This is a genomic window from Methyloceanibacter sp. (genome assembly GCF_051306395.1).
Lineage (GTDB): Bacteria > Pseudomonadota > Alphaproteobacteria > Rhizobiales > Methyloligellaceae > Methyloceanibacter.
The window spans coordinates 1-19,025 of the sequence record NZ_JBPPND010000255.1; the positions used below are offsets into that span (position 1 = coordinate 1).

Annotated in this window: 16 protein-coding genes and 2 pseudogenes; 12 read left to right on the forward strand and 6 right to left on the reverse strand. The window is 63.6% G+C overall.

Annotated features, from left to right (window positions below):
* Window positions 1-238: 238 nt before the first annotated feature.
* Window positions 239-1,177 (reverse strand): LysR family transcriptional regulator, encoded by a 939-nt coding sequence (locus ACSLE4_RS13800; protein WP_435905011.1) that lies wholly within the window; start codon window positions 1,175-1,177, stop codon window positions 239-241.
* 263 nt (window positions 1,178-1,440) lie between these two features.
* Here ACSLE4_RS13800 and ACSLE4_RS13805 point away from each other — a divergent pair.
* The 3 genes and pseudogenes from ACSLE4_RS13805 to ACSLE4_RS13815 all read left to right on the forward strand — a co-directional run.
* Window positions 1,441-2,301, forward strand: a pseudogene (locus tag ACSLE4_RS13805) (imelysin family protein); the annotation flags it as partial.
* Window positions 2,302-2,446: 145 nt separating this feature from the next.
* Window positions 2,447-2,764 (forward strand): annotated as a pseudogene (locus ACSLE4_RS13810) (DUF1513 domain-containing protein); the annotation flags it as partial.
* Between the two features lie 318 nt (window positions 2,765-3,082).
* Window positions 3,083-5,449: an AsmA family protein gene (locus ACSLE4_RS13815; protein WP_435905012.1), complete on the forward strand. Its 2,367-nt coding sequence runs from the start codon at window positions 3,083-3,085 to the stop codon at window positions 5,447-5,449.
* A 22-nt stretch (window positions 5,450-5,471) separates the two neighbouring features.
* On the opposite strand, the gene ACSLE4_RS13820 is transcribed toward ACSLE4_RS13815, so the two are convergent.
* From ACSLE4_RS13820 to ACSLE4_RS13830, 3 genes are all read right to left on the reverse strand, one after another.
* The gene (locus ACSLE4_RS13820) at window positions 5,472-6,056 is read right to left on the reverse strand and encodes an invasion associated locus B family protein (RefSeq protein WP_435905013.1); all 585 of its coding nucleotides are present in this window, start codon (window positions 6,054-6,056) and stop codon (window positions 5,472-5,474) included.
* Window positions 6,057-6,249: 193 nt separating this feature from the next.
* Window positions 6,250-6,777, reverse strand: coding sequence for a TadE/TadG family type IV pilus assembly protein (locus ACSLE4_RS13825; protein WP_435905014.1), 528 nt, complete (start codon window positions 6,775-6,777; stop codon window positions 6,250-6,252).
* Between the two features lie 64 nt (window positions 6,778-6,841).
* On the reverse strand, window positions 6,842-7,423 hold the full coding sequence (locus tag ACSLE4_RS13830; RefSeq protein ID WP_435905015.1) for a TadE/TadG family type IV pilus assembly protein: 582 nt from the start codon (window positions 7,421-7,423) through the stop codon (window positions 6,842-6,844).
* Between the two features lie 207 nt (window positions 7,424-7,630).
* Here ACSLE4_RS13830 and ACSLE4_RS13835 point away from each other — a divergent pair, with 207 nt between their 5' ends.
* A complete protein-coding gene (locus tag ACSLE4_RS13835; RefSeq protein ID WP_435905016.1) occupies window positions 7,631-9,166 on the forward strand; it encodes a vWA domain-containing protein in 1,536 nt (511 codons plus the stop codon).
* A 38-nt stretch (window positions 9,167-9,204) separates the two neighbouring features.
* Here ACSLE4_RS13835 and ACSLE4_RS13840 read toward each other — a convergent pair whose 3' ends face one another.
* Complete coding sequence (locus ACSLE4_RS13840; protein WP_435905017.1) at window positions 9,205-9,699, reverse strand: pilus assembly protein N-terminal domain-containing protein; 495 nt, start codon at window positions 9,697-9,699, stop codon at window positions 9,205-9,207.
* A gap of 190 nt (window positions 9,700-9,889) precedes the next feature.
* Between ACSLE4_RS13840 and ACSLE4_RS13845 the strand changes: the two genes are divergently transcribed.
* From ACSLE4_RS13845 to ACSLE4_RS13880, 8 genes are all read left to right on the forward strand, one after another.
* Entirely contained in the window at window positions 9,890-10,396 is a 507-nt protein-coding gene (locus tag ACSLE4_RS13845) for an A24 family peptidase (RefSeq protein WP_435905018.1), read from the forward strand.
* 204 nt (window positions 10,397-10,600) lie between these two features.
* Window positions 10,601-11,389 carry a Flp pilus assembly protein CpaB gene (cpaB, locus tag ACSLE4_RS13850; protein WP_435905019.1) on the forward strand — a complete coding sequence of 263 codons (789 nt, stop codon included), beginning with the start codon at window positions 10,601-10,603 and terminating at the stop codon, window positions 11,387-11,389.
* Between the two features lie 38 nt (window positions 11,390-11,427).
* Complete coding sequence (locus tag ACSLE4_RS13855; RefSeq protein WP_435905020.1) at window positions 11,428-12,942, forward strand: type II and III secretion system protein family protein; 1,515 nt, start codon at window positions 11,428-11,430, stop codon at window positions 12,940-12,942.
* Window positions 12,943-12,963: 21 nt separating this feature from the next.
* The gene (locus tag ACSLE4_RS13860) at window positions 12,964-13,722 is read left to right on the forward strand and encodes a CpaD family pilus assembly protein (protein WP_435905021.1); all 759 of its coding nucleotides are present in this window, start codon (window positions 12,964-12,966) and stop codon (window positions 13,720-13,722) included.
* Window positions 13,715-15,016, forward strand: coding sequence for an AAA family ATPase (locus ACSLE4_RS13865; RefSeq protein ID WP_435905022.1), 1,302 nt, complete (start codon window positions 13,715-13,717; stop codon window positions 15,014-15,016). The genes ACSLE4_RS13860 and ACSLE4_RS13865 overlap by 8 nt, the downstream gene beginning before the upstream one ends.
* A 9-nt stretch (window positions 15,017-15,025) precedes the next feature.
* A complete protein-coding gene (locus ACSLE4_RS13870; protein WP_435905023.1) occupies window positions 15,026-16,519 on the forward strand; it encodes an ATPase, T2SS/T4P/T4SS family in 1,494 nt (497 codons plus the stop codon).
* Window positions 16,506-17,498 (forward strand): type II secretion system F family protein, encoded by a 993-nt coding sequence (locus tag ACSLE4_RS13875; protein WP_435905024.1) that lies wholly within the window; start codon window positions 16,506-16,508, stop codon window positions 17,496-17,498. Before ACSLE4_RS13870 ends, ACSLE4_RS13875 begins: the two co-directional genes overlap by 14 nt.
* A gap of 14 nt (window positions 17,499-17,512) precedes the next feature.
* Window positions 17,513-18,493, forward strand: coding sequence for a type II secretion system F family protein (locus ACSLE4_RS13880; protein WP_435905025.1), 981 nt, complete (start codon window positions 17,513-17,515; stop codon window positions 18,491-18,493).
* Window positions 18,494-18,567: 74 nt separating this feature from the next.
* Here ACSLE4_RS13880 and ACSLE4_RS13885 read toward each other — a convergent pair.
* Window positions 18,568-19,025: tetratricopeptide repeat protein (locus tag ACSLE4_RS13885; protein ID WP_435905026.1), on the reverse strand; the 458-nt coding region annotated here is incomplete at its 5' end.

Here is a 19,025-nt window from a genome sequence, read left to right on the forward strand (position 1 = left end):
TTGAGGTCGGCCGCAAGCGTGATGGCAGCCTCGTCGAGAGCGTCGTCCTGGAAAGTTTTGTCGGCGGCAAAAGCAGGAGTGGAGACAAAGATCAACAGCGCGGCAGTGAGGCCAGCGCGGAACCACGCAACCATGGGTGTCCTCCGGGCGCCCGGCCCTCGGCGACAGGCGGGCGATGCCCCCTAATCTAGTGGAGGCTGGTGACGGAAACCAGGGGCTCCCCCGCCCGGCAGACGAATTAGGGCTGACGCTGGCCCTTCGGGGCGCCCGCGATCTCTTGGGCGATCTTAGCGAGCTCGCCGCGCACCCATTGGTGGCACTCGTCCCGGTCGTAGCTCGAATGCCACAGAAGCCTCAGAGGGAACGCCCCGGGCGGCACCGGGTGGGCGATGCGCACCAGCCCGAACTGCCTCTCGAGGATCGCCGCCAGCGACGACGGTAGGGTCAGCAGCGCATCGCTGTTCAGCACGACGAGCACCCCCACCAGCGCAGAGGAGACGTGAGAAGAGACGTTGCAGGACAGTCTGTCGCCTGCAAGCGCCCGGTCCATGAGATTGAGCGTCGGGAGCGTGTTCACGGCCACATGTTCGGCCGCGGCGAAGGCGACGGATTTCGGTTTCCGCGCCGCGAACGGGTGGCCGGGGCGCGCCAGCGTGGCGAGCGTATCGTCGAACAGCTTGGCAACCCGGACGTCGGGGGCGGCGATCGGCGCCCCCTCGATATCGATGACGAAGTGGCTGCGGGCGTTGCGGAGCGCGTCGATCGTCTCGTCGCGGTTAAACGGCGTCCAACTCACCCGCACGCTGGGCGCCAGCGAGTGGAGGCGCTGGCGCAAGGGTTCGACCAGGATCAGCTCGCCTGCTTCGCTCGAAGCTGCGGCAAACTCGCGCAACGAAAGCGACGGATCGAAGGGTTTGCTGGGCCGGAGCAGGCTTTCCATGCCGGCCAGGATGACGTGAACCGTGGGCGCAAGCTCCAGCGCCTTGGCCGTGGGAACCAGCCGCTGTCCGGCCCGAACAAACAGGTCGTCATTGAAAATTTCGCGGAGTTTGGCCAATGCGTGGCTGATGGCCGAGGCGCTGCGCCCCAGCCTTTCGGCCGCCCTTGTGACGCTCGCGTCCACCAGGAGCGCGTCGAGAGTCACCAGCAGATTGGCGTCGACCTCTTTAAGATGCATTTCATTCAACTATTCGGCTGAAAAGAGTTCAGTACGTGCATGTTAGGCCCTGCGCTACGGTTTTGACAAGACATTCGGCCGCCCAGCCCGAGTGTCTGGAGCGTCTGAGCCAGAGCCTGGACGCTTCCTCGTCTCAACCTTGCGGCGGCCCAAAGGTCCCGGCCCGAGGGCCGCCGCATTCTTCCCGTCTTCGGACGGGTTTACCGGTCAGGACCGGCAATGGCCTGGAGCGCGAGAGCCTGGGGCCGAGCTACGAAAAAGGGATGCAGATGTTTCGAGGACCGTTGAATGTTCTGCCGGCCGCCGCTTTGGCGCTCGGCTTTTGCTTTACCCCCGCCGCGGCCGAAAGCGCCACGGACGTGCTGAAGACCTACGCGGACATCGCGCAAGCTGGGTATGAGGATTCTCTCGACACCGCGCACACGCTGAAGCTCGCGGTCGACGCGCTTGTCGCGGAGCCGACCGAGGCGAACTTGCGCAGCGCCCGCGCCGCCTGGATCGTCGCGCGCGCGCCCTACATGCAGACCGAGGCCTACCGTTTCGGCAACAAGATCGTGGACGACTGGGAAGGCCGTGTGAACTCTTGGCCGCTCGACGAAGGCCTGATCGACTATGTCGCCGAGGTCTACGGCACCGAGTCGCCCGAGAACGAGCTCTACGTCGCCAACGTCATCAAGAATGTCTCGCTGACCATCGGCGGCAAGAAGCTCAACACCGCGAAATTCACCAAGGCGCTGCTCTCCGAAGATCTCCAAGAGGCCGGCGGTGTGGAGTCGAATGTGGCCACCGGTTACCACGCGGTCGAGTTCATGCTGTGGGGTCAGGACGTGAACGGGACGGATGCTGGCGCGGGCAACCGGCCTGCCACCGATTTCGATCCCAAGAACTGCACCAACGGCAATTGCGCCCGGCGGGCGGCCTATCTCAAGACCGCCACCGATCTCCTCATCGACGATCTCGCTTGGATGGCCGCCCAGTGGGCGCCCGGCGGCGATGCCCGCAAGGTCATCTCGGACGGCGGCGATGAGCAAGGACTGACCGCCCTGATGACCGGCCTCGGCAGTCTCTCTTATGGCGAGCTGGCCGGCGAGCGCATCAAGCTCGGCCTAATGATCCACGATCCGGTGACGCAGGTGCGGGCTACAAGCAGATCGGCGAGCATGCCGGCTATGGGGTTGGGCCGCACGACCTCGCGCTGTTATCCGACGGGGCACCGCCGTCGTCGCCAATGGCGGTATCCGCACCCATCCCGACCGCAAACGCGAGGAGTTGAACCTGGCCGACATGCAACCCTCGCTTGTCTACATGGATATCGAGTCGGGCAATCTTGTGGAGGAGCGGCGGCTCGCACCCGAACTCCACCAGCTGTCGATCCGCCATCTCACCGTGGCGCAGAACGACACGGTCGTCTTCGGCTGCCAGTATCGCGGGCCGGAACAGGATCTGCCGCCCCTGATCGGCTTCCACCGCCGGGGCGAGGAGCCCGTCGTCCTGCCGACCCCGGATACGACCCAAGCCGCGCTCAACAACTACATCGGGTCGGTCACGGCCGACGCCAGCGGCGCCATCGTTGCCGCCTCTGCTCCGAAGGGCGGCCTCATTACCTATTGGGACGTCGCGACCCGGCGGTTCTTGGGCACCTGTGCTCGGAGACGGCTGCGGGCTCGCGCCGACCCACCAGAGCGCCAGCTTTCTTTTGACCAGCGGCGACGGCTCGCTCGCCACAGGCGGCGCCGACGGCATCGTGGCGCGCCGGTCCTCGCGCTATCATTGGGACAATCACGCCATCCTGGTGCGCTAGCGCCCCGGCCCGCGGTCGCCAACGCATGACGGCTGCGCGTCACACGGGCTTCCTATTCTTACCGCAATTGTCGGGCTAATTCGCGGGGCTCGTTCGGAACCTCCATGCACAGTCAACACTCCCAAAAGCCGCAACTGCCCGCGCGTCTGCCGCAAGAGCCGTCGCCCCCGCCACGCCTGGCTCTTGGCAGCGCCTCCCGCTGGCTCGGCGATTGGTGGCGCAGTGAATGGATGCGCGGCCCTTGGGGGATGACGCTCAAGATCGGTAGCGCGGCCGTGGGCGTGCTCCTGGTGCTGCTCGCCGCCGTCAATCTGGTCCTCTCCGCCGACTGGGTGGAGGCGCGCGTCGCCGCCCGCATCAAGGAGCAGACCGGCCGCGATCTCACGGTGAACGGCTCGACGGTTCTCTTGTTCACGCCGGGGCCGCACATCGTTATTTCCGACGCCAAGATTATCGACCCGGACGCGCAAGCCGGCACTGCCGATCTCTCCATCGCCAAGCTCAAGGTCGATCTCGCTTTCAGCGATCTGTTCAGCCAGCGGATCGATGCCGAGCGCATCGTTCTGGAGCGCCCTGTGCTCACCGTGCGCCTTGGTGATGAAGCGCAGCAATGGGGCGATGCGGACAAGCCGCTCAAGAAGATCCGGTTTGCCAAAGCGCAGATGAACGGCGACGGCGAGAAGCGGCGCCGCGACTTGGTTCTCAAGGACGTGCGTATCGAGGACGGTACGGTCATCATCGTGTATGACGGCGACGACGCCGAAGAGAAGCGTATCGAGCACATCGACACGCAGCTGAGCCTGCCGGCTGTGGACGCCCCGTTGATCGGCGGCGGTACCCTCGAGTGGAAAGACCAGACGGTCAAATTCAGTTTCGAGGTCACCACGCCCGCCGATCTGAGGGCACAACGGCCGGCAAAGCTTCAGTTGGCGCTCGACACGAAGGCGATCGCCGCGCGCTTCGACGGCACGGTTGCCACCGCGCCGCATCTCTCAGGCCAAGGCCGGCTCTCGGCCAAGGCGGCCTCCATTCCCTCGGTGCTGGCCTGGATGCGCGAAACCCCGGCGGTCTCGAGCGCCATAGGAGACGGCGAGCTCGCAAGCGACGTGTCCTGGACTGAAGGCCAGATCACATTGAGCAACGCCCGCTTCGCGCTCGAACACGCAAGCGGCCAAGGCGAGGCGGTCATCGCCCTGAAGCGTCCCCGGCCGCATATCCGCGCCGCGCTTGCCATCGATCGCCTGGACCTCAACCCCTTCCTCGAAGGCGCGAAGCAGCACGAAGCCCGGCGCGCGGACGCCGCACCGGAGCGCGCCGCGCCGGCGCAGCCTCAACCGGCGCCAAAGCCCGCGCCGACCAGCGACTGGTTCTCCAAGCCTTCCGCGCCCGCCGTCGAAGTGGAGCAGGTTGTCGTGGCGCCGCCGGCGCCGCCGGCTCCCAACCGAGCCGAACCCGCGGCGGCCAACAACCTCGCCGCGCTGCCCCAAGCCTCACGCGTGGCCCCGCCCGCGTCGTTCGATGCCGACGTCAATCTCAACGTGCGCAAGACACGCGTCGGCCATCTCGATATCGGCCCCAGCTCGCTCGGCGTCGTGTTCCGCGACGGCGTGATGGACGCGACGCTCGGCGGCATGGAACTCTACGACGGCCATGCCAGTGGCACGCTCACCGTCGATGCATCCAAGCCCGTCCCCAGCTTCACCGGCGACTTCCGCCTCGACGGCGTCCAAGCCAAACCGTTTCTCACCGACGCCGCACAGTTCAGCATGATCGGGGGCCGCACCAAGCTCGATGTTTCCCTGTCGGGCGAAGGCCAAGATGCCGAAGCGATCAAGTCCTCGCTCAAGGGAAGCGGAGCTTTCGTGGTGACCGAAGGCGCCATCGAGGGCATCGACATCACCGCCTTCATCAGTGCGCTCGGCGAAGGGGACTTCGATCTTCAACAGGGCGCGGGCGCGAAGACCGCGTTTAGCGATCTCGGTGGCAGCTTCGTCATCGCCGACGGCATCGCCGAGACAAGCAATTTGAAAATGGTGAGCCCGCTGCTGCAGGTGACCGCCGAAGGCACCGTGGATGTGCCCAACGGCAATCTCGACATTCTCGCCAACCCGGAGATTATCGCCGGACCCGAAGGCCGCGGCGGCGCCAACGATCTGGCCGGGCTCACCGTGCCGGTGCGCGTCGAGGGTCCGCTGGAGGACCCGCGCATCCGGCCGCAGATCGGCAGCGTGTTCGCCAACCCCAAGAACGCCTCGAAGGCCGTAAGCAAGATCGGCCAGGCGCTTCAGAAGAAGTTTAAAGGCCGCCCTGTCGGCGAGACCATCGGCCGTTTCCTCGGCAACGTCCAGATTGGTGGCGGCGGCGCGCCCGAACAAGCGCCGCAAACATTGGCGCCGCTGCAAGGCGGCGAGCCCGATCAAGGCGATGCCGGCGAAGCCATGGATCCCGAGCTGGAAAAAATCCTGCGCTGATCCACGCCGCTCGCGAGTCGCCCTATTGCTTCGCTTGGTGATGCTGTTGCAGCGCCTTCATGCCCGCGGCAAAGCCGTTCAGCGCCGTCACGGTCTTCACCGCCTTGCCGTTTAGCGCGTAGACCGTGATGCTGCCTTGCTTGGACTTGGCGATCTCTTTCCGCATGTCGTCTTCCACGATCAGCAGCGCCTTGCACCCCATGGGCAGGCAGGTCTGGTACGGCATGCGATAGATCTTCCGGGTGTCTGGGGAAAATTCGATGCCACGCTGCAGAGCCACCCCCGTCGGACCGTCCACGCGCAGCACGAGCCGGCCTTGCGGGCCATAGGTGAGGATCACGCGGAAGACGAGCTTCTGTGTTTCCTTCTCCACCAGCGGCAGGACGAGCGAGCAGCGCTCCTCCGACGTCTTATCGTCGCCTTCCTTTCCGCAGAGCAGCGTCCAGTTGCCGAAGCTTCCGGCCACCTTGGCCTTGGGCGCAGGCTTGCCGGGCGGCGTGGGCGACTTCTGGGCTGCGCTGGATTGGGCGAATGCAGCTCCCCCCGCGATAACGCAGACCATCGCGGCCACGGCGAACCCAAATACAGCCGTTCGCAGTCCTGCCACATGCGCCTCCTTGTTGCCACGCGCGCCCATCGTCTAGGGCCGGTCCGGCGGTGCCCGCATGGCGAGTTAGTGAGGGCAGATAAGCGCCAATCGCCGATGCTTGCAACGGGTGGTCTGGCGGCGCATCGCTGCGCGGGACACGACCGGACAAGCCGCCTACAGGCGTCTGCGCCAAGCTCGGAAAGGTGCGCGTCTAGCAGCCGTTGTCGGTCTTGGCGACCTTCATGCTGCGCCGGGGCCGCGTGTAGAAGGTGCGCGTCATCTCGAACGATCCGGGGCTGAAAATCGTCGTAAGCCCCACGAGCGGCGTGAACGTGTACTCGATCTCTGCGACGATGACGCTGCTGTTGGGCTCTGTGAGCCCAGCCGGCACGTTGTACGACGAGTTGTCCGCCCGCGCGCCGCCGTTGTTGGCGCAACTCCAGTCGACCTTGCCATTGTTATCGTCGTCGGCGACCACGCTCGAAAGCACGATCTTGAGGGGCCCGGTCGAGTACGGGGTGAGTATGCTCGAAGCCGCCGCCTGAATATCCTGGATATCGGACTTGGAGACGGATCTGACCTGCGCCGTCAGGTCCGCGGCCGTCGCGGCGACTTGAGCGGTCCGGCGATAGACTGTCAGCGCATTGCCGATCTCCACGGTGCCCACATAGAGCAGGATCAGTGCCGGGACGATAAGCGCGAACTCTATCGCCGATACGCCGCGCGGATCCCGGCCCATGCGTCTCATGCTCAGGGCCGTCCGACGCATGCTGACCAGACCCGATGTCACCTTGCACATCTTATTAGAATGGCTCATTGCGAAAAGCTGCCGTGGCCATGAGAAGCCGGCCGCCACCTTCCATATTGCTGAGATTGATATTCGAGGGCAGGACGGAACCGATATTCAGCGGATAGAAGCCGCGGACCACCACCACATCCTCGGCCTCGCCCGGATCGAAACCGTAATCTTTCGGCTTTCCGTCGGAGCCGGGCGGCTCCGCCAAATTTCCCGCCGCGCCGCCGAAGCTCGGATAGCTACGCACGTCGAGCATGAGGTCATCGCATGTCAGCGGTGCGCTCAGGTGCTTGCAGACTTCCGTCTTGAATTGCTGCGCGTTGAACTTTTGCGCCTGGCCTGTGCGGATGAGCCGTGCCCCCCGATCGATCGCGCCTTCGAGAGCAAAGTTCGAAAAATAGACGAGGCTGACCTGAAGGACCGCGAGGAGCAGCAAGATAAGGGGCGTGGCGACGATGGCGAATTCAAGTGCGGAAGCCCCGCTTCGATCTCTGCCGAAGCGACCCGCGTGTCCGGCTACGCGCCGCCAAAGCGGGCGACAGCTGATGCATTGTTGCGGGTCTACGCGCTTAGTCATGAGCAAAGCCATAGCGATGCTTAGCTTAACGTATAGTAAATATTAGTGACGCACGTCGAATACGGTAAATGTGTAGGTAATCGTATTCTAAATAAACAAGAGACACCTTTGAATAAATGGGGAATACGAAAAGTAAGAACTTTCCTCTTAGATTTATCCTGAACCGAGGCCGAGGCACGCGCAACAGCGGCCGCTCGGGAACAAGCGGGTAGGTGTCACATGCTACAGACCATCAGGGATTGTTGCCGGTCCTTTACATGGAACAAGAAGGGCAATGTCGCCATTCTCTTTGGCCTAGCGCTCATTCCCATTGCGCTTTTCGTCGGCGCGGCCGCTGACTATGGGCGCGGTCTCGCCGTGCGCAACCGCATGGCTGACGCGGCCGATGCCGCGGCGCTTGCTGTCGGCTCGTGGCAAGGTCTGACCCAGGCACAGCTAAAGCAACGGGCGCAGCAATTCTTCGATGCCAACTATCCGTCCTCCGAGATGGGGACGGCCGGGAAGCTCAATGTGAGCTTTGCGGGTGACGACATCACGGTGGAGGTTTCCGGCACCGTCCCCACCACGTTCCTGAAGCTTGCCAACATCTCCTCTATCGATGTCGGCGCGACCTCGGTCGTTACCAAGCGCCAGCGCAATATCGAGCTTGCGCTCGTCCTCGATACCACCGGTTCAATGAGCTCGAGCGGCAAGATGTCGGCCATGCAAACGGCCGCCAAGAAGATGGTCCAGGACTTATTCCAGGGAAAATCTACCTCCGATACTTTGAAGATTGGCGTGGTGCCCTTTTCTGGCGCGGTGAATGTCGGCTCCGACAAGCTCAATTCGGGGTGGATCGACACGGCCAAGTACCCGAACATGTCGGCTATCGCCAAAGAGGATTTCGATTTTAGTAACGGTCAGAGCTCACTCACGCTTTACAGCGATCTCTCGAATGGCCGCTGGGGAGGTTGCGTCCGCGAACGCGGGGGGGCCTATGAACTCACGGATGACGCACCCAGCGGCCTCGCCGCAACGAAGTGGGCTCCCTACTTCGCACCCGACGAACCGGACACCTATTCCTACAGCAACAGCTATCTCGATGATGGCAGTGCCAAGGCCTGCAAAGCAACCGGTCGGTGGGGCTCCATAAGCGATCCAGAGGCGTGTCAGCGCGACACCTCGAAGTACAATAAAGCTAGCGTGACCGGCTCGAATAAGGGCCCTGACTTCAACTGTCCGCCGCAGGCCGTTACACCGCTTACCAACAATCAGGGTCAGGTCATTTCGGCGATCGAGGAACTGCAGCCCTACGGCAGCACCGTCATCCCGGCGGGGCTTCTCTGGGGCTGGCGCGCGCTGTCACCTGGCGCACCCTTCACCGAGGGCGAGCCTTATGACGAGGAGGAACGCGTTAAGGCCCTTGTGTTGCTTACGGATGGTGAAAACAGTGTCGGCGGCGGTGCAAACGGTCATAACAAGTCATACTACAACGCCTTCGGCTTCGCTGCCGAGGGTCACCTCGGTCACACGAATGGCTATGGGGCGGACTCTGAACTAAACCAGAAAACGGTGAAAGTTTGCGATAACATCAAGGCCAAAGGGATTGTCATCTATACCGTTGGCTTCAGGGTCTACGATTCGACGACCCAGAATTTGTTGAGGAACTGCGCGACGAAGCCGGACATGTACTACAACTCGCCGTCCAACTCGGAGTTGGCCGCGATCTTCAACGATATCGCGCAAGGCTTGAGCGAGCTGCGCATCGCGCAGTAGGGGCCGAAAAGCAGACACAACGGTGCGCCGCCGGGCCGCTACTCGTTTTGTGTTTCGCCTTCCGCCGAGGCTTGGCCGATCGCCTGCTTGGTGCGGATCTCTTTGGCGATGGACTCGAAATAGGCGGGCTCGTCGCCGATGACGAGCGGAGTCTCGCAGTTGGGTGAGCAGTGAAGCGTGACGCGGTTCTTGCCGCGGTAGACGGTCACATAGCCGCCAGCCGGCTCCTGCACCACCACACGACGGTTGATGACGACCTTCCCTTCAGGGTCGATCACGATGAGGTTGGTCTCGCCGAAAGACTTGCCGGTCAGAACGAGCGTATTGCTGCTCTGCACCGAGACGTCGGCGATGGACGGGTTGCCCACCACGATCTCCGCCGCGGAGCGATCGAGTCGCAACATCGTGGCCTGATCTATCAGAACCTCGATGTCCTGGCCGGCCGCCGATCCTGGCTGAATGGAACTCGTCGTGACAACCGTGGCCAGCACGATCCCGCATGCCGACCGCCCCGGGCGAAACCGGAAAATCATTGGCGCCCTATCCTCTACGCTGAACTGAAGAACGAGGAATGTCCGTCCTCGTCATCAGACGCGGAAAAGGTGAAGGATTGGCAAACCATGCCGCTGGGAAGCCCCGGTTAACGCCGTTTTCAGCCCTTGGCGGCCAAACTCCCGAGCCGAATCCGGGGGCAAACCAAAAGCGAGACAGGGCGAAGGGCACATGATCACCGATCTTCTCATTATTTCGATCTTTCCGTTGGCCATGGCGCTCGCCGCGGTCACCGATCTCTTTTCCATGACCGTGCCCAACTGGATATCGCTTCTTCTGGTCGCCGGTTTCGCCGTGCTAGCGCCCTTGGTTGGGCTCGGCTGGAGCGAGGCCGGGCTCCACGTGGCGCTCGGGCTGGGAGCCCTCATCGTCACTTTCGCCATGTTTTCCTTCGGCTGGATCGGCGGCGGCGACGCCAAGCTGTTCGCCGCCACCTGCTTGTGGCTGGGGCCGGAGCAAATGTTGCTCTACGCGATCTATGCGGCCTTGCTCGGCGGCGCCTTGACGCTGCTGCTCATGTTCCTCAGGTCCATGCCGCTCCCGGTCATGCTGTACTCGCAAGGCTGGCTCACGCGGCTGCATAGCGAGAAAGAAGGTGTGCCCTATGGCATCGCGCTCGCTGCGGCCGGCCTCCTCGTCTATCCGGAAACCGTCTTCATGGCGGGGCTTGGCGCCTAGCCGTCCCACTTCCTAGCGTCCTCGTAGCGTCTTTGGGCCCCCGGCGGCCGGCCTTGCGGCGGCCGGGAACCCTTTGTGTCGCCTGGGCCACAGGGCTTTGCGGGCGGCCAAATTGGCACGGCTATTAACTCCGCGTTGAGATTTCGTGGGCCAGAGTGAGCCCATGTTCGCGGGACGTGAGGCGTTCGAAAGAAAGAGTCTGTCATGAAAAAAGCAAGGGTTGTCGTCCTCGCTATCGCCATCACGGCAGCGCTTGGCGCCGCTTGGATTGCCAGTGCCATCGTCTCTCGGGCACCGGAGGTTCAACAGGTCGAAAAGACCGTGGGGGCCACGGATGTGCTGGTGGCCTCCAAGGATATCGGCCTTGGCGACAGCGTCCGCGCCGACGACTTCAAATGGCAGCAATGGCCCATCGAGGGCGTCACGCCCGGGCTGATCACCAAGGAAACACAGCCCGACGCGCCCTCCGATCTGTCCGGCGCGGTGGCCCGTGCGCCGTTCATTTCCGGCGAGCCGATCAAGGAACAGAAGCTGATCAAGATTTCGGAAGGCGGCGTGATGGCCGCCATTCTGCCTCGGGGCATGCGCGCCATCTCGACGCCGATCCGCGAGGAGACGGCGGCCGGCGGCTTCATCCTGCCCAACGACAGGGTCGACGTGATCCTCTCCTACACCATGAAGACCGGGCGGAAGGAGCAGCCGGTTAGCGAGGCGGTCCTGCGCAATGTGCGCGTTCTCGCCATCGGCCAGGCGCTGGAGAACAAAGACGGCGAGAAGGTCGTCACCGGCAAGACGGCCACTCTAGAGCTGACGCCGCGCCAAGCCGAGGTTCTGGCGCTTGCCCAATCAATGGGGGAGCTCTCCTTGTCGCTCCGGAGCCTCTCCGATGCCCTGCCTGGTGACGAGCCGACGGCGAAGATCGGCGAGGCCAACCAGGGCTCGGTCAAAGTTCTCAAATACGGCGTGCCCTCGCGCACCTTCGGCATCAACTGACCATGCGGACAAACGACACAAAGAATAAAGGCAAACGGATGCGTCGCTCCCCACTCTCGGCCCTTCTTGCACTCGCTGCGATCGCCGTCGCCAGCTTTGGGCTCGCCGCGGTGACGGCGCCGGGCGAAGGGTTGGCACAATCAGCCCACCGCTCTCTTCTGCGCCTAGGCGATGGAACCACGCGACAGATCAAGCTTGGCCTCAACAAGTCGATGATCGTCGAGCTGCCGCGCGAGGTGCGCGAGGTGATGGTCTCCAATCCGGACCAGATCGACGCCGTGATCCAGAGCGCGACCCGCGCCTATCTCATCGGCAAGAAGCGGGGCGAGGCCAACATCCTGTTCATCGACCAGAACGGCAACCAGGTCGCGGTCCTGGAAGTCACCATCGAGCGCGATCTCGGCGCCTTGCAGAATCTGATTGCCCGCCTCATCCCGGGCTCGAACGTTCGGGTCGAAACGGTCGGCGAGAACGTCGTGCTGACCGGCCGCGTACCGACGCCGATCGACGCCACGCGGGCAAGCGAGATTGTGAACAGTTTCCTCGGTGAGAGCGACAGCGGCAGCGCGACCTCTGCCGCGGCCGGCGGCTCGGCCGTCACCATCAATAATAGCACTTCCTCCAGCGGCAGCTCCGGCGGTCCGAGCCGGGTCATCAACATGATCACGGTGGAGGGCCGCGAGCAGGTCCTGCTCAAGGTCTCCGTCGTCGAGATGCAGCGGAACATCATCAAGCAGTTCGGCGTGGACTTGGAGGCGCTCATCAACACCGGAAACTTCGCCTTCGCCGCAGCCTCGACGTTGCCCTTCCCGATCTCCGGCGCCCTCGGTAATGCCATCGCGGGCGCTGCATGGTCGGACGGAACCAGCAATGTGAGCGGCGTTCTGCAAGCGCTGGAGCAGGACGGGCTGGTGCATATTCTGGCAGAGCCAAACCTGACGGCGATCTCCGGCGAAACGGCGAACTTCCTGGCCGGCGGCGAGTTCCCAGTTCCGGTCGCTCAGGACAATACCGGCGGCGGTATCCCGACCATCACGGTCGACTTCAAGAAGTTCGGCATCGGCCTCGCCTTTACGCCCGTGGTCATGTCCGAGGGACTGATCAGCCTCAAGATCTCCACCGAGGTCAGCGAGCTGTCGAGCGAGGGCGCGGTGGTTCTCAGCAATATTTCGATTCCGGCGCTCAGGGTCCGGCGCGCGGAAACCGCGGTCGAGCTGCCGAGCGGCGGCTCTCTGGTGATCGCGGGGCTTCTTTCGGATCAGTCGCGCCAAGCAATCAGCGGCTATCCCGGCCTCAAGAACCTGCCCATCATCGGCACCTTGTTCCGCAGCCGCGATTTCCAGAAGAGCGAGACCGAGCTCGTGGTCATGGTCACGCCCTATGTGGTTAAGCCGGTGGCGCAACAGCAGCTCGCCAAGCCGGATGACGGCTTTGCCTGGGCCTCGGACGTGAACAGCGATCTCTTAGGACAAATGAACCGCATCTATGGCCGCGATCCCGAGCGCGCGCCCGTCGGCAACTTCACCGGCGACGTCGGGTTCATCGTTGAGTAGGGCATGAAGGGGAAAAGTATCATGGCACCGACAGTTCAAGGCCCGCTCGCGCTTGCGCGCGCCACGCGCCCCACGCTCACCATCGCCGCGGCATTGATGCTCGCGGTGCCAGCAGGCGGGTGCTGGCAAGGCCCGCGCATGCAGGCGCCTTTCACTCTGTCCAATCCGAGCGAGCGGCATCCGATCAAGGTGAGCCAGGGCGAGGCTTTGCTCGACCTTTCCGTGTCGAGCCGTTCGCGCGGTCTCAGCCAGGCTCAGTGGGATCAACTCTATCGCTACCTGGCCGGCTATCAGGAAGCTGGCAGAGGTGGCCTGACCATCAAGACGCCGTCGGGCAGCGCCAATCAGGCCGCCGCCAAGCGCGCTTATGAGGATGTCCGCCACGCCATGCGCCGTGCCGGCATCAGCGCGCGGGGTGTCAGGGTCGAGCCCTACTATGCCAAATACGATCCGGCCGCGCCTTTGCGGCTCTCCTATCTCGAGCTCGTCGCGCAAGGTCCGGACTGTCCCGATTGGTCGGAAAACCTCGCCCGCGATCCACAGAATCTGCCGTGGCCCAATATGGGCTGTGCCACGCAGAAGAACCTCGCCGCCATGGTCGCCGACCCGGAAGACTTCGTCGCGCCGCATCCTGAGATGCCGCGGCCGAGCGAGCGGCGCGACGTGGTCTGGGGCAAATACGTGAAGGGCGAAATGACAGGGTCGAAATGGGCCCCAGAAGACCGTCCTCTGTCTGAGCACGCCAACTCGAGCGATGTAGAGGCCGGGTCGAGTGATTAGCGACGCCGCATATTCGCTCGACGAGCAGCCTGACGACGAGCCGGGCGCTGCGCCGGAGCTTGCCGCGTCGGAGCCGCGCGCCCGTCCTGTCCCGCGCGTGAACATCCAGGCGTTCTGCGAGGATCAGGACACGGCGGCCGTGATTCAGAAAGCATCGGAGGATCGCCGTCTCTCCAAGGCGCACGTCACTGTGCAGATGGGGGGCGTCGAAGCGGCTGTCGCCTTCTATCGCGATGCCTCGACGCCAAACCTGATCGTCGTCGAGTCGTTGCTCGACCGAAACGGCATGCTCACCGATCTGGAGCGTCTGGCCGAGGTCTGCGATCCGGGCACCAAGGTGATCGCCGTCGGACACATCAACGACGTGTTGCTTTATCGAGAGCTTATGCGCCAGGGCGTCAGCGAATATGTCGTGGCGCCGATGACCGTGCCGCTCGTGATCGAGAGCATTGCCTCTGTCTATACCGATCCGGAAAACGGGCCGGTGGGACAGGTCATCGCCTTTATCGGCGCCAAGGGCGGCGCGGGCTCCAGCACCGTATGTCACAACACGGCCTTCGCCATCGCCAACGCGCTAAAAAGCGATGTGGTTATCGCCGACCTCGATCTGCCGTTCGGCACGGCCGGGCTCGATTTCAATCAGGACCCGCTGCAAGGCATCGCCGACGCGCTGGCGACGCCAGAGCGTCTCGATGAAGTTCTTCTCGACCGGCTGTTGTCGCGCTGCTCCGACCATCTGAGCTTGTTCGCCGCGCCGACCGCACTCGACCGGCCCTACGACCTTGATAAGGGCGCATGCGAGACGGTGCTCGACGTGGTCCGCGAAAACGTGCCCTGGGTCACTGTGGATGTGCCCCATCTGTGGACCGGCTGGGCCAAGGAAGTGGTGCTGAAGGCCGATTACGTCGTGCTCACCGCGATGCCGGACCTCGCCAGCCTGCGGAACACCAAAAACCTGGTGGATCAGCTCAAGGCCTCGCGGCCGAACGACCGGCCGCCGATGCTCGTGCTCAACCAGATCGGCGTGCCGAAGCGTCCGGAGATCTCGGTGAAGGATTTCGGTCACGCCATCGAACTGGTTCCACAGGTCGTTATCGATTTCGACGCGCAGCTTTTCGGCACGGCGGCGAACAACGGCCAGATGATCGAAGAAATCTCGGAGAAGTCGAAGGCCGCCGATGCCTTCCGCAATTTGGCCAATCTTCTCACCGACCGGATCGAGCAAAAGAGCGAGAGCTCGTCCCTGCTCGGACCCTTGCTCGACCGTCTGAGACTAACCAAGGCACGCGGCTAAGAAGAAGAAATGTTCGGAAAACGGAGTAACCCCGCGGCACCGGCGCCCCAGCAAAAGGCTCCCGCACCGGAGCCGCCACGGAGTGTCGAGCCGGCGCTGCAAACCGGTGACGACGCCGGCCCGGAAGCAGGCCCACAGCCGTCCGCGCCGAAACCGGCGCGCAAGCCCTCGGAGCGCACCCTCTCCGAGGAGTATTACGACGTCAAGACGACGGTCTTCAACGCGCTCATCGACACGATCGACCTTACCCAGCTCGCCAAGCTCGACCCCGACGCCGCGCGGGAAGAGATCCGCGACATCGTCAGCGAGATCGTGGCCATCAAGAACGTTGTGATGTCCATCGCCGAGCAGGAGGAGCTGCTCGAGGATATCTGCAACGACGTGCTCGGTTATGGGCCGCTGGAACCTCTGCTCGCCCGCGATGACATCGCCGATATCATGGTCAACGGCGCGAATACGACCTACATCGAAGTGCGCGGCAAGGTCGAGCCCTCCTCCATCCGCTTTGCCGACAACGCGCAGCTGATGAACATCTGCCAGCGCATCGTGAGCCAGGTCGGCCGTCGCGTCGACGAGTCGAGCCCGATCTGCGATGCGCGTCTCCCGGACGGCAGCCGTGTCAACGTCATCGCGCCGCCGCTCGCCATCGACGGGCCGAGCCTCACCATTCGTAAGTTCAAGCGGGATCGGCTCACGCTCGACCAGCTCGAGAGAATGGGCACGATCAGCCCCGAAGGGCGCACGCTGCTCGCCATCATCGGCCGGGTGCGCTGCAACGTCATCATCTCCGGCGGCACCGGCTCTGGGAAAACGACGCTGCTCAACTGCCTGACCGCTTACATTGAGCCCGACGAGCGCATCATCACCTGCGAGGACTCGGCGGAGCTGCAACTTCAGCAGCCGCACGTGGTGCGCCTGGAGACGCGGCCGCCGAACCTCGAAGGCGAGGGCGAGGTCACCATGCGCGATCTCGTCAAGAACTGCCTGCGTATGCGGCCCGATCGCATCATCGTCGGCGAGGTGCGCGGACCCGAAGCCTTTGATCTGTTGCAGGCAATGAATACGGGTCACGACGGCTCTATGGGCACGCTCCACTCCAATAGCCCGCGCGAGTGCCTGAGCCGTCTGGAGAGCATGATCCTCATGGGCGGCTACAATCTCCCGGGCAAGACCATCCGCGAGATGATTACCTCCTCCGTGGACATCATCGTTCAGGCCGCGCGCATGCGCGACGGCAGCCGCAAGATCACCCACGTCACCGAGGTCGTCGGCCTCGAAGGGGATACGGTCACGCTCCAGGATCTCTTCGTCTACGATCTCATCGGCGAAGACGCGAACGGGCGCATCGACGGCCGTCATCGTGCCACAGGCATCGCGCGGCCCTATTTCTACGAGAGGGCGCGCTATTACGGTGAAGGCCAACGCCTCACGGAGACCCTGGCCGCGGGCGAGGTACATGATGAGCACGGCCGTCCGTTAGGAGAGGGATTTGCTCAGTCCTGAACTCGTACAGCTTGCGGCCGTCGCGCTCGCTGCCCTCGGCGCCGGCGGCATCGTCTACGTATTGGTGATGCCGTACTTCAGCGACGAGCGCAAAGCGAGCAAGCGCGTCGCCAATGTGGCGCAAGGCCAAGCAGGGCTGCGCCAGCGTGTGGGCGTGCCTCAGCCGCTGCAAATGCGCCGCAAGCAGGTGCAGGACACGATCCGGGATATCGAGGCGAAACAAAGGGCCAAGAAGCGCGTTTCCCTTCGCACCAAGCTGATGCGCGCTGGCCTCGATATAAGGCCGCGGACCTACTACATCTTCTGCGCAGTTTGCGGCTTCTTCGGCGGCTTTCTCGTTCTTGTCTTCGGAATGACGCCGCTGATAGCGCTGCTCGCAGCGTTTGCCTGCGGCTTCGGGCTCCCCCGCTGGCTCCTTGCGCGCCGCATCAAGTCTCGCCAAGCCAAGTTCCTGACCGAATTCGCCAACGCCATCGATATTATCGTGCGCGGCATCAAGTCCGGTCTCCCGCTCAATGACTGCATGCAGGTCATCGGTGCGGAGTCGCCCGAACCGGTCCGCAGCGAGTTCGCCGGCCTTGTCGAGCAGCAGAAGGTCGGCGTACCGCTCGCGAAGGCCTTCGAGCGAATGCACGACCGCATGCCGCTCCCGGAGGTGAACTTCTTCGCGATTGTCGTCGCCATTCAGGCGCAGACCGGCGGCAATCTCGCCGAGGCTCTGTCGAACCTCTCGGGCGTCTTGCGCGACCGCTACCGCCTACGGGCCAAGGTCCAGTCGTTCAGCGCGGAGGCCAAGGCGTCGGCCATGATCATCGGTGCCCTGCCACCGCTCGTCATGCTGACGCTCTACATGGTATCGCCGGATTACATCGCCGTGCTTTGGACCGAGAAGCTGGGCCAGGCCATGCTGGCGGCGGGGGCCACCTGGATGCTGATCGGCATCCTCGTCATGCGCAAGATGATCAATTTCGAGTTTTAACCGAGCCGAGATCCATGTCCTCTCTCGTTCAGTATATCACCGACCCTGAACTCGTGGTCATGGTGCTCGCGGCCGTGGCTGCGTTCGCCACCGTGGCGTCTTTTGTTATGCCCTTGCTCAGCGGCGATCGCCTTGGCGCCCGCATGAAATATGTCTCGACCGAGCGTGCGCGGCTGCGCGCGGAGCGGCTCGCCACGATGGCCGAGGACCAGCGTCACGCCAAGCTCCGCCGCGAGCCGAAAAGCTTCATGAAACAGGTCGTGGAGCAGCTGAACCTGCGCAAAGCCCTTGAGACGGAGGGTACGCGCGAACGGTTGAAGATGGCTGGCTTTCGCGGCCAGGCGCCGGTCGTGGCCTTTCTGTTCTTCCGCGCGATCCTGCCGGTCTTCGGATTTGCCGTTGTCTTTCTGTATCTGTTCTTCGTGAACGACTTCGATCTCGCGCCCATCCTGCGTCTGGGTCTGTCCATCGGCGGGGCCTATCTCGGCTTCTATTTCCCCAACATCTTCATCTCGAACCTTATCCAGCGCCGCCAGAAATCGATCAGTGGCGTCTTTCCGGACGCCCTCGATCTTCTCTTGATCTGCGTGCAGGCCGGCATGTCCGTGGAAGCCGCCATGAACAAGGTCGCGGGCGAGATCGGCGGGCGCTCCATCGAGCTCGCCGAGGAATTCAGTCTGACCACCGCGGAGCTGTCCTATCTACCGCAGCGCCGCCAGGCTTATGAAAATCTCGGCAAGCGCACCGGGCTCGCCGGGGTGAGGGCGGTCGGCACGAGCATGATCCAGGCCGAACGTTATGGTACCGCCGTGGGACAGGCCTTGCGCGTGCTCGCCAAGGAGAGCCGGGAGATGCGCATGGCCGAGGCCGAGAAGAAGGCTGCCGCCTTGCCGCCGAAGCTCACCGTGCCGATGATCCTGTTCTTCCTGCCAGTGCTGTTTATCGTCATTATCGGGCCGGCGGCGATCCAGTTCATGCAGGGCTCCGGCAACTAAGCCTGCCCTACCCAACAAGAAAGGCGCCCCGAAAGGCGCCTCCCTCGTTCCCTCGTCTCTATAATGCGGGGGCGCTACTGGATATTGCTCCTTAGCAAATTCATCGGCCCGTTCTGCGCGGCCGGCTTCGCGGCCCCAGCCTGGGCTACCTTGGCCGGCGATTCGACGACCTCGTCCACGGGCTGCACCATTTGCACTTTCGGCAGCGGCCGTTTGGGCGGCGTCTCGACCGCCGCCGCTTTCACCGGCGCGGCCTCCTGGACCGGATCGTTCGTGGCGAACGGGGACCAATCTTCCGCCGAAGCCTGCTTCGTCGATGGCTCGTTCGAAGCGACCGCGGTCGGCTTGGCCAGCATGTCGCGCAAATAGGACATGCTCGATTTGGCCTGTGTTGCCGTCATGTCGACGGCGGCCACCTCGCGGGCCTCGTCGAACTTGCCTTGCACGCCCAGGACCAGCGCCAGGTTCTGGCGAATGCGTTTGTCGTCCTGGCCGTTCTCCGCGGCCTTGCGCAACAGCGCCTCGGACTCTT

Coding starts and splice junctions, on each gene's coding strand:
- ACSLE4_RS13800 (WP_435905011.1), bottom strand. CDS start 1,177: ATGCATCTTAAAGAGGTCGACGCCAATCTGCTGGTGACTCTCGACGCG.
- ACSLE4_RS13815 (WP_435905012.1), top strand. CDS start 3,083: ATGCACAGTCAACACTCCCAAAAGCCGCAACTGCCCGCGCGTCTGCCG.
- ACSLE4_RS13825 (WP_435905014.1), bottom strand. CDS start 6,777: ATGGGCCGGGATCCGCGCGGCGTATCGGCGATAGAGTTCGCGCTTATC.
- ACSLE4_RS13830 (WP_435905015.1), bottom strand. CDS start 7,423: ATGGCTTTGCTCATGACTAAGCGCGTAGACCCGCAACAATGCATCAGC.
- ACSLE4_RS13835 (WP_435905016.1), top strand. CDS start 7,631: ATGCTACAGACCATCAGGGATTGTTGCCGGTCCTTTACATGGAACAAG.
- ACSLE4_RS13840 (WP_435905017.1), bottom strand. CDS start 9,699: ATGATTTTCCGGTTTCGCCCGGGGCGGTCGGCATGCGGGATCGTGCTG.
- ACSLE4_RS13845 (WP_435905018.1), top strand. CDS start 9,890: ATGATCACCGATCTTCTCATTATTTCGATCTTTCCGTTGGCCATGGCG.
- cpaB (WP_435905019.1), top strand. CDS start 10,601: ATGAAAAAAGCAAGGGTTGTCGTCCTCGCTATCGCCATCACGGCAGCG.
- ACSLE4_RS13855 (WP_435905020.1), top strand. CDS start 11,428: ATGCGTCGCTCCCCACTCTCGGCCCTTCTTGCACTCGCTGCGATCGCC.
- ACSLE4_RS13860 (WP_435905021.1), top strand. CDS start 12,964: ATGGCACCGACAGTTCAAGGCCCGCTCGCGCTTGCGCGCGCCACGCGC.
- ACSLE4_RS13870 (WP_435905023.1), top strand. CDS start 15,026: ATGTTCGGAAAACGGAGTAACCCCGCGGCACCGGCGCCCCAGCAAAAG.
- ACSLE4_RS13880 (WP_435905025.1), top strand. CDS start 17,513: ATGTCCTCTCTCGTTCAGTATATCACCGACCCTGAACTCGTGGTCATG.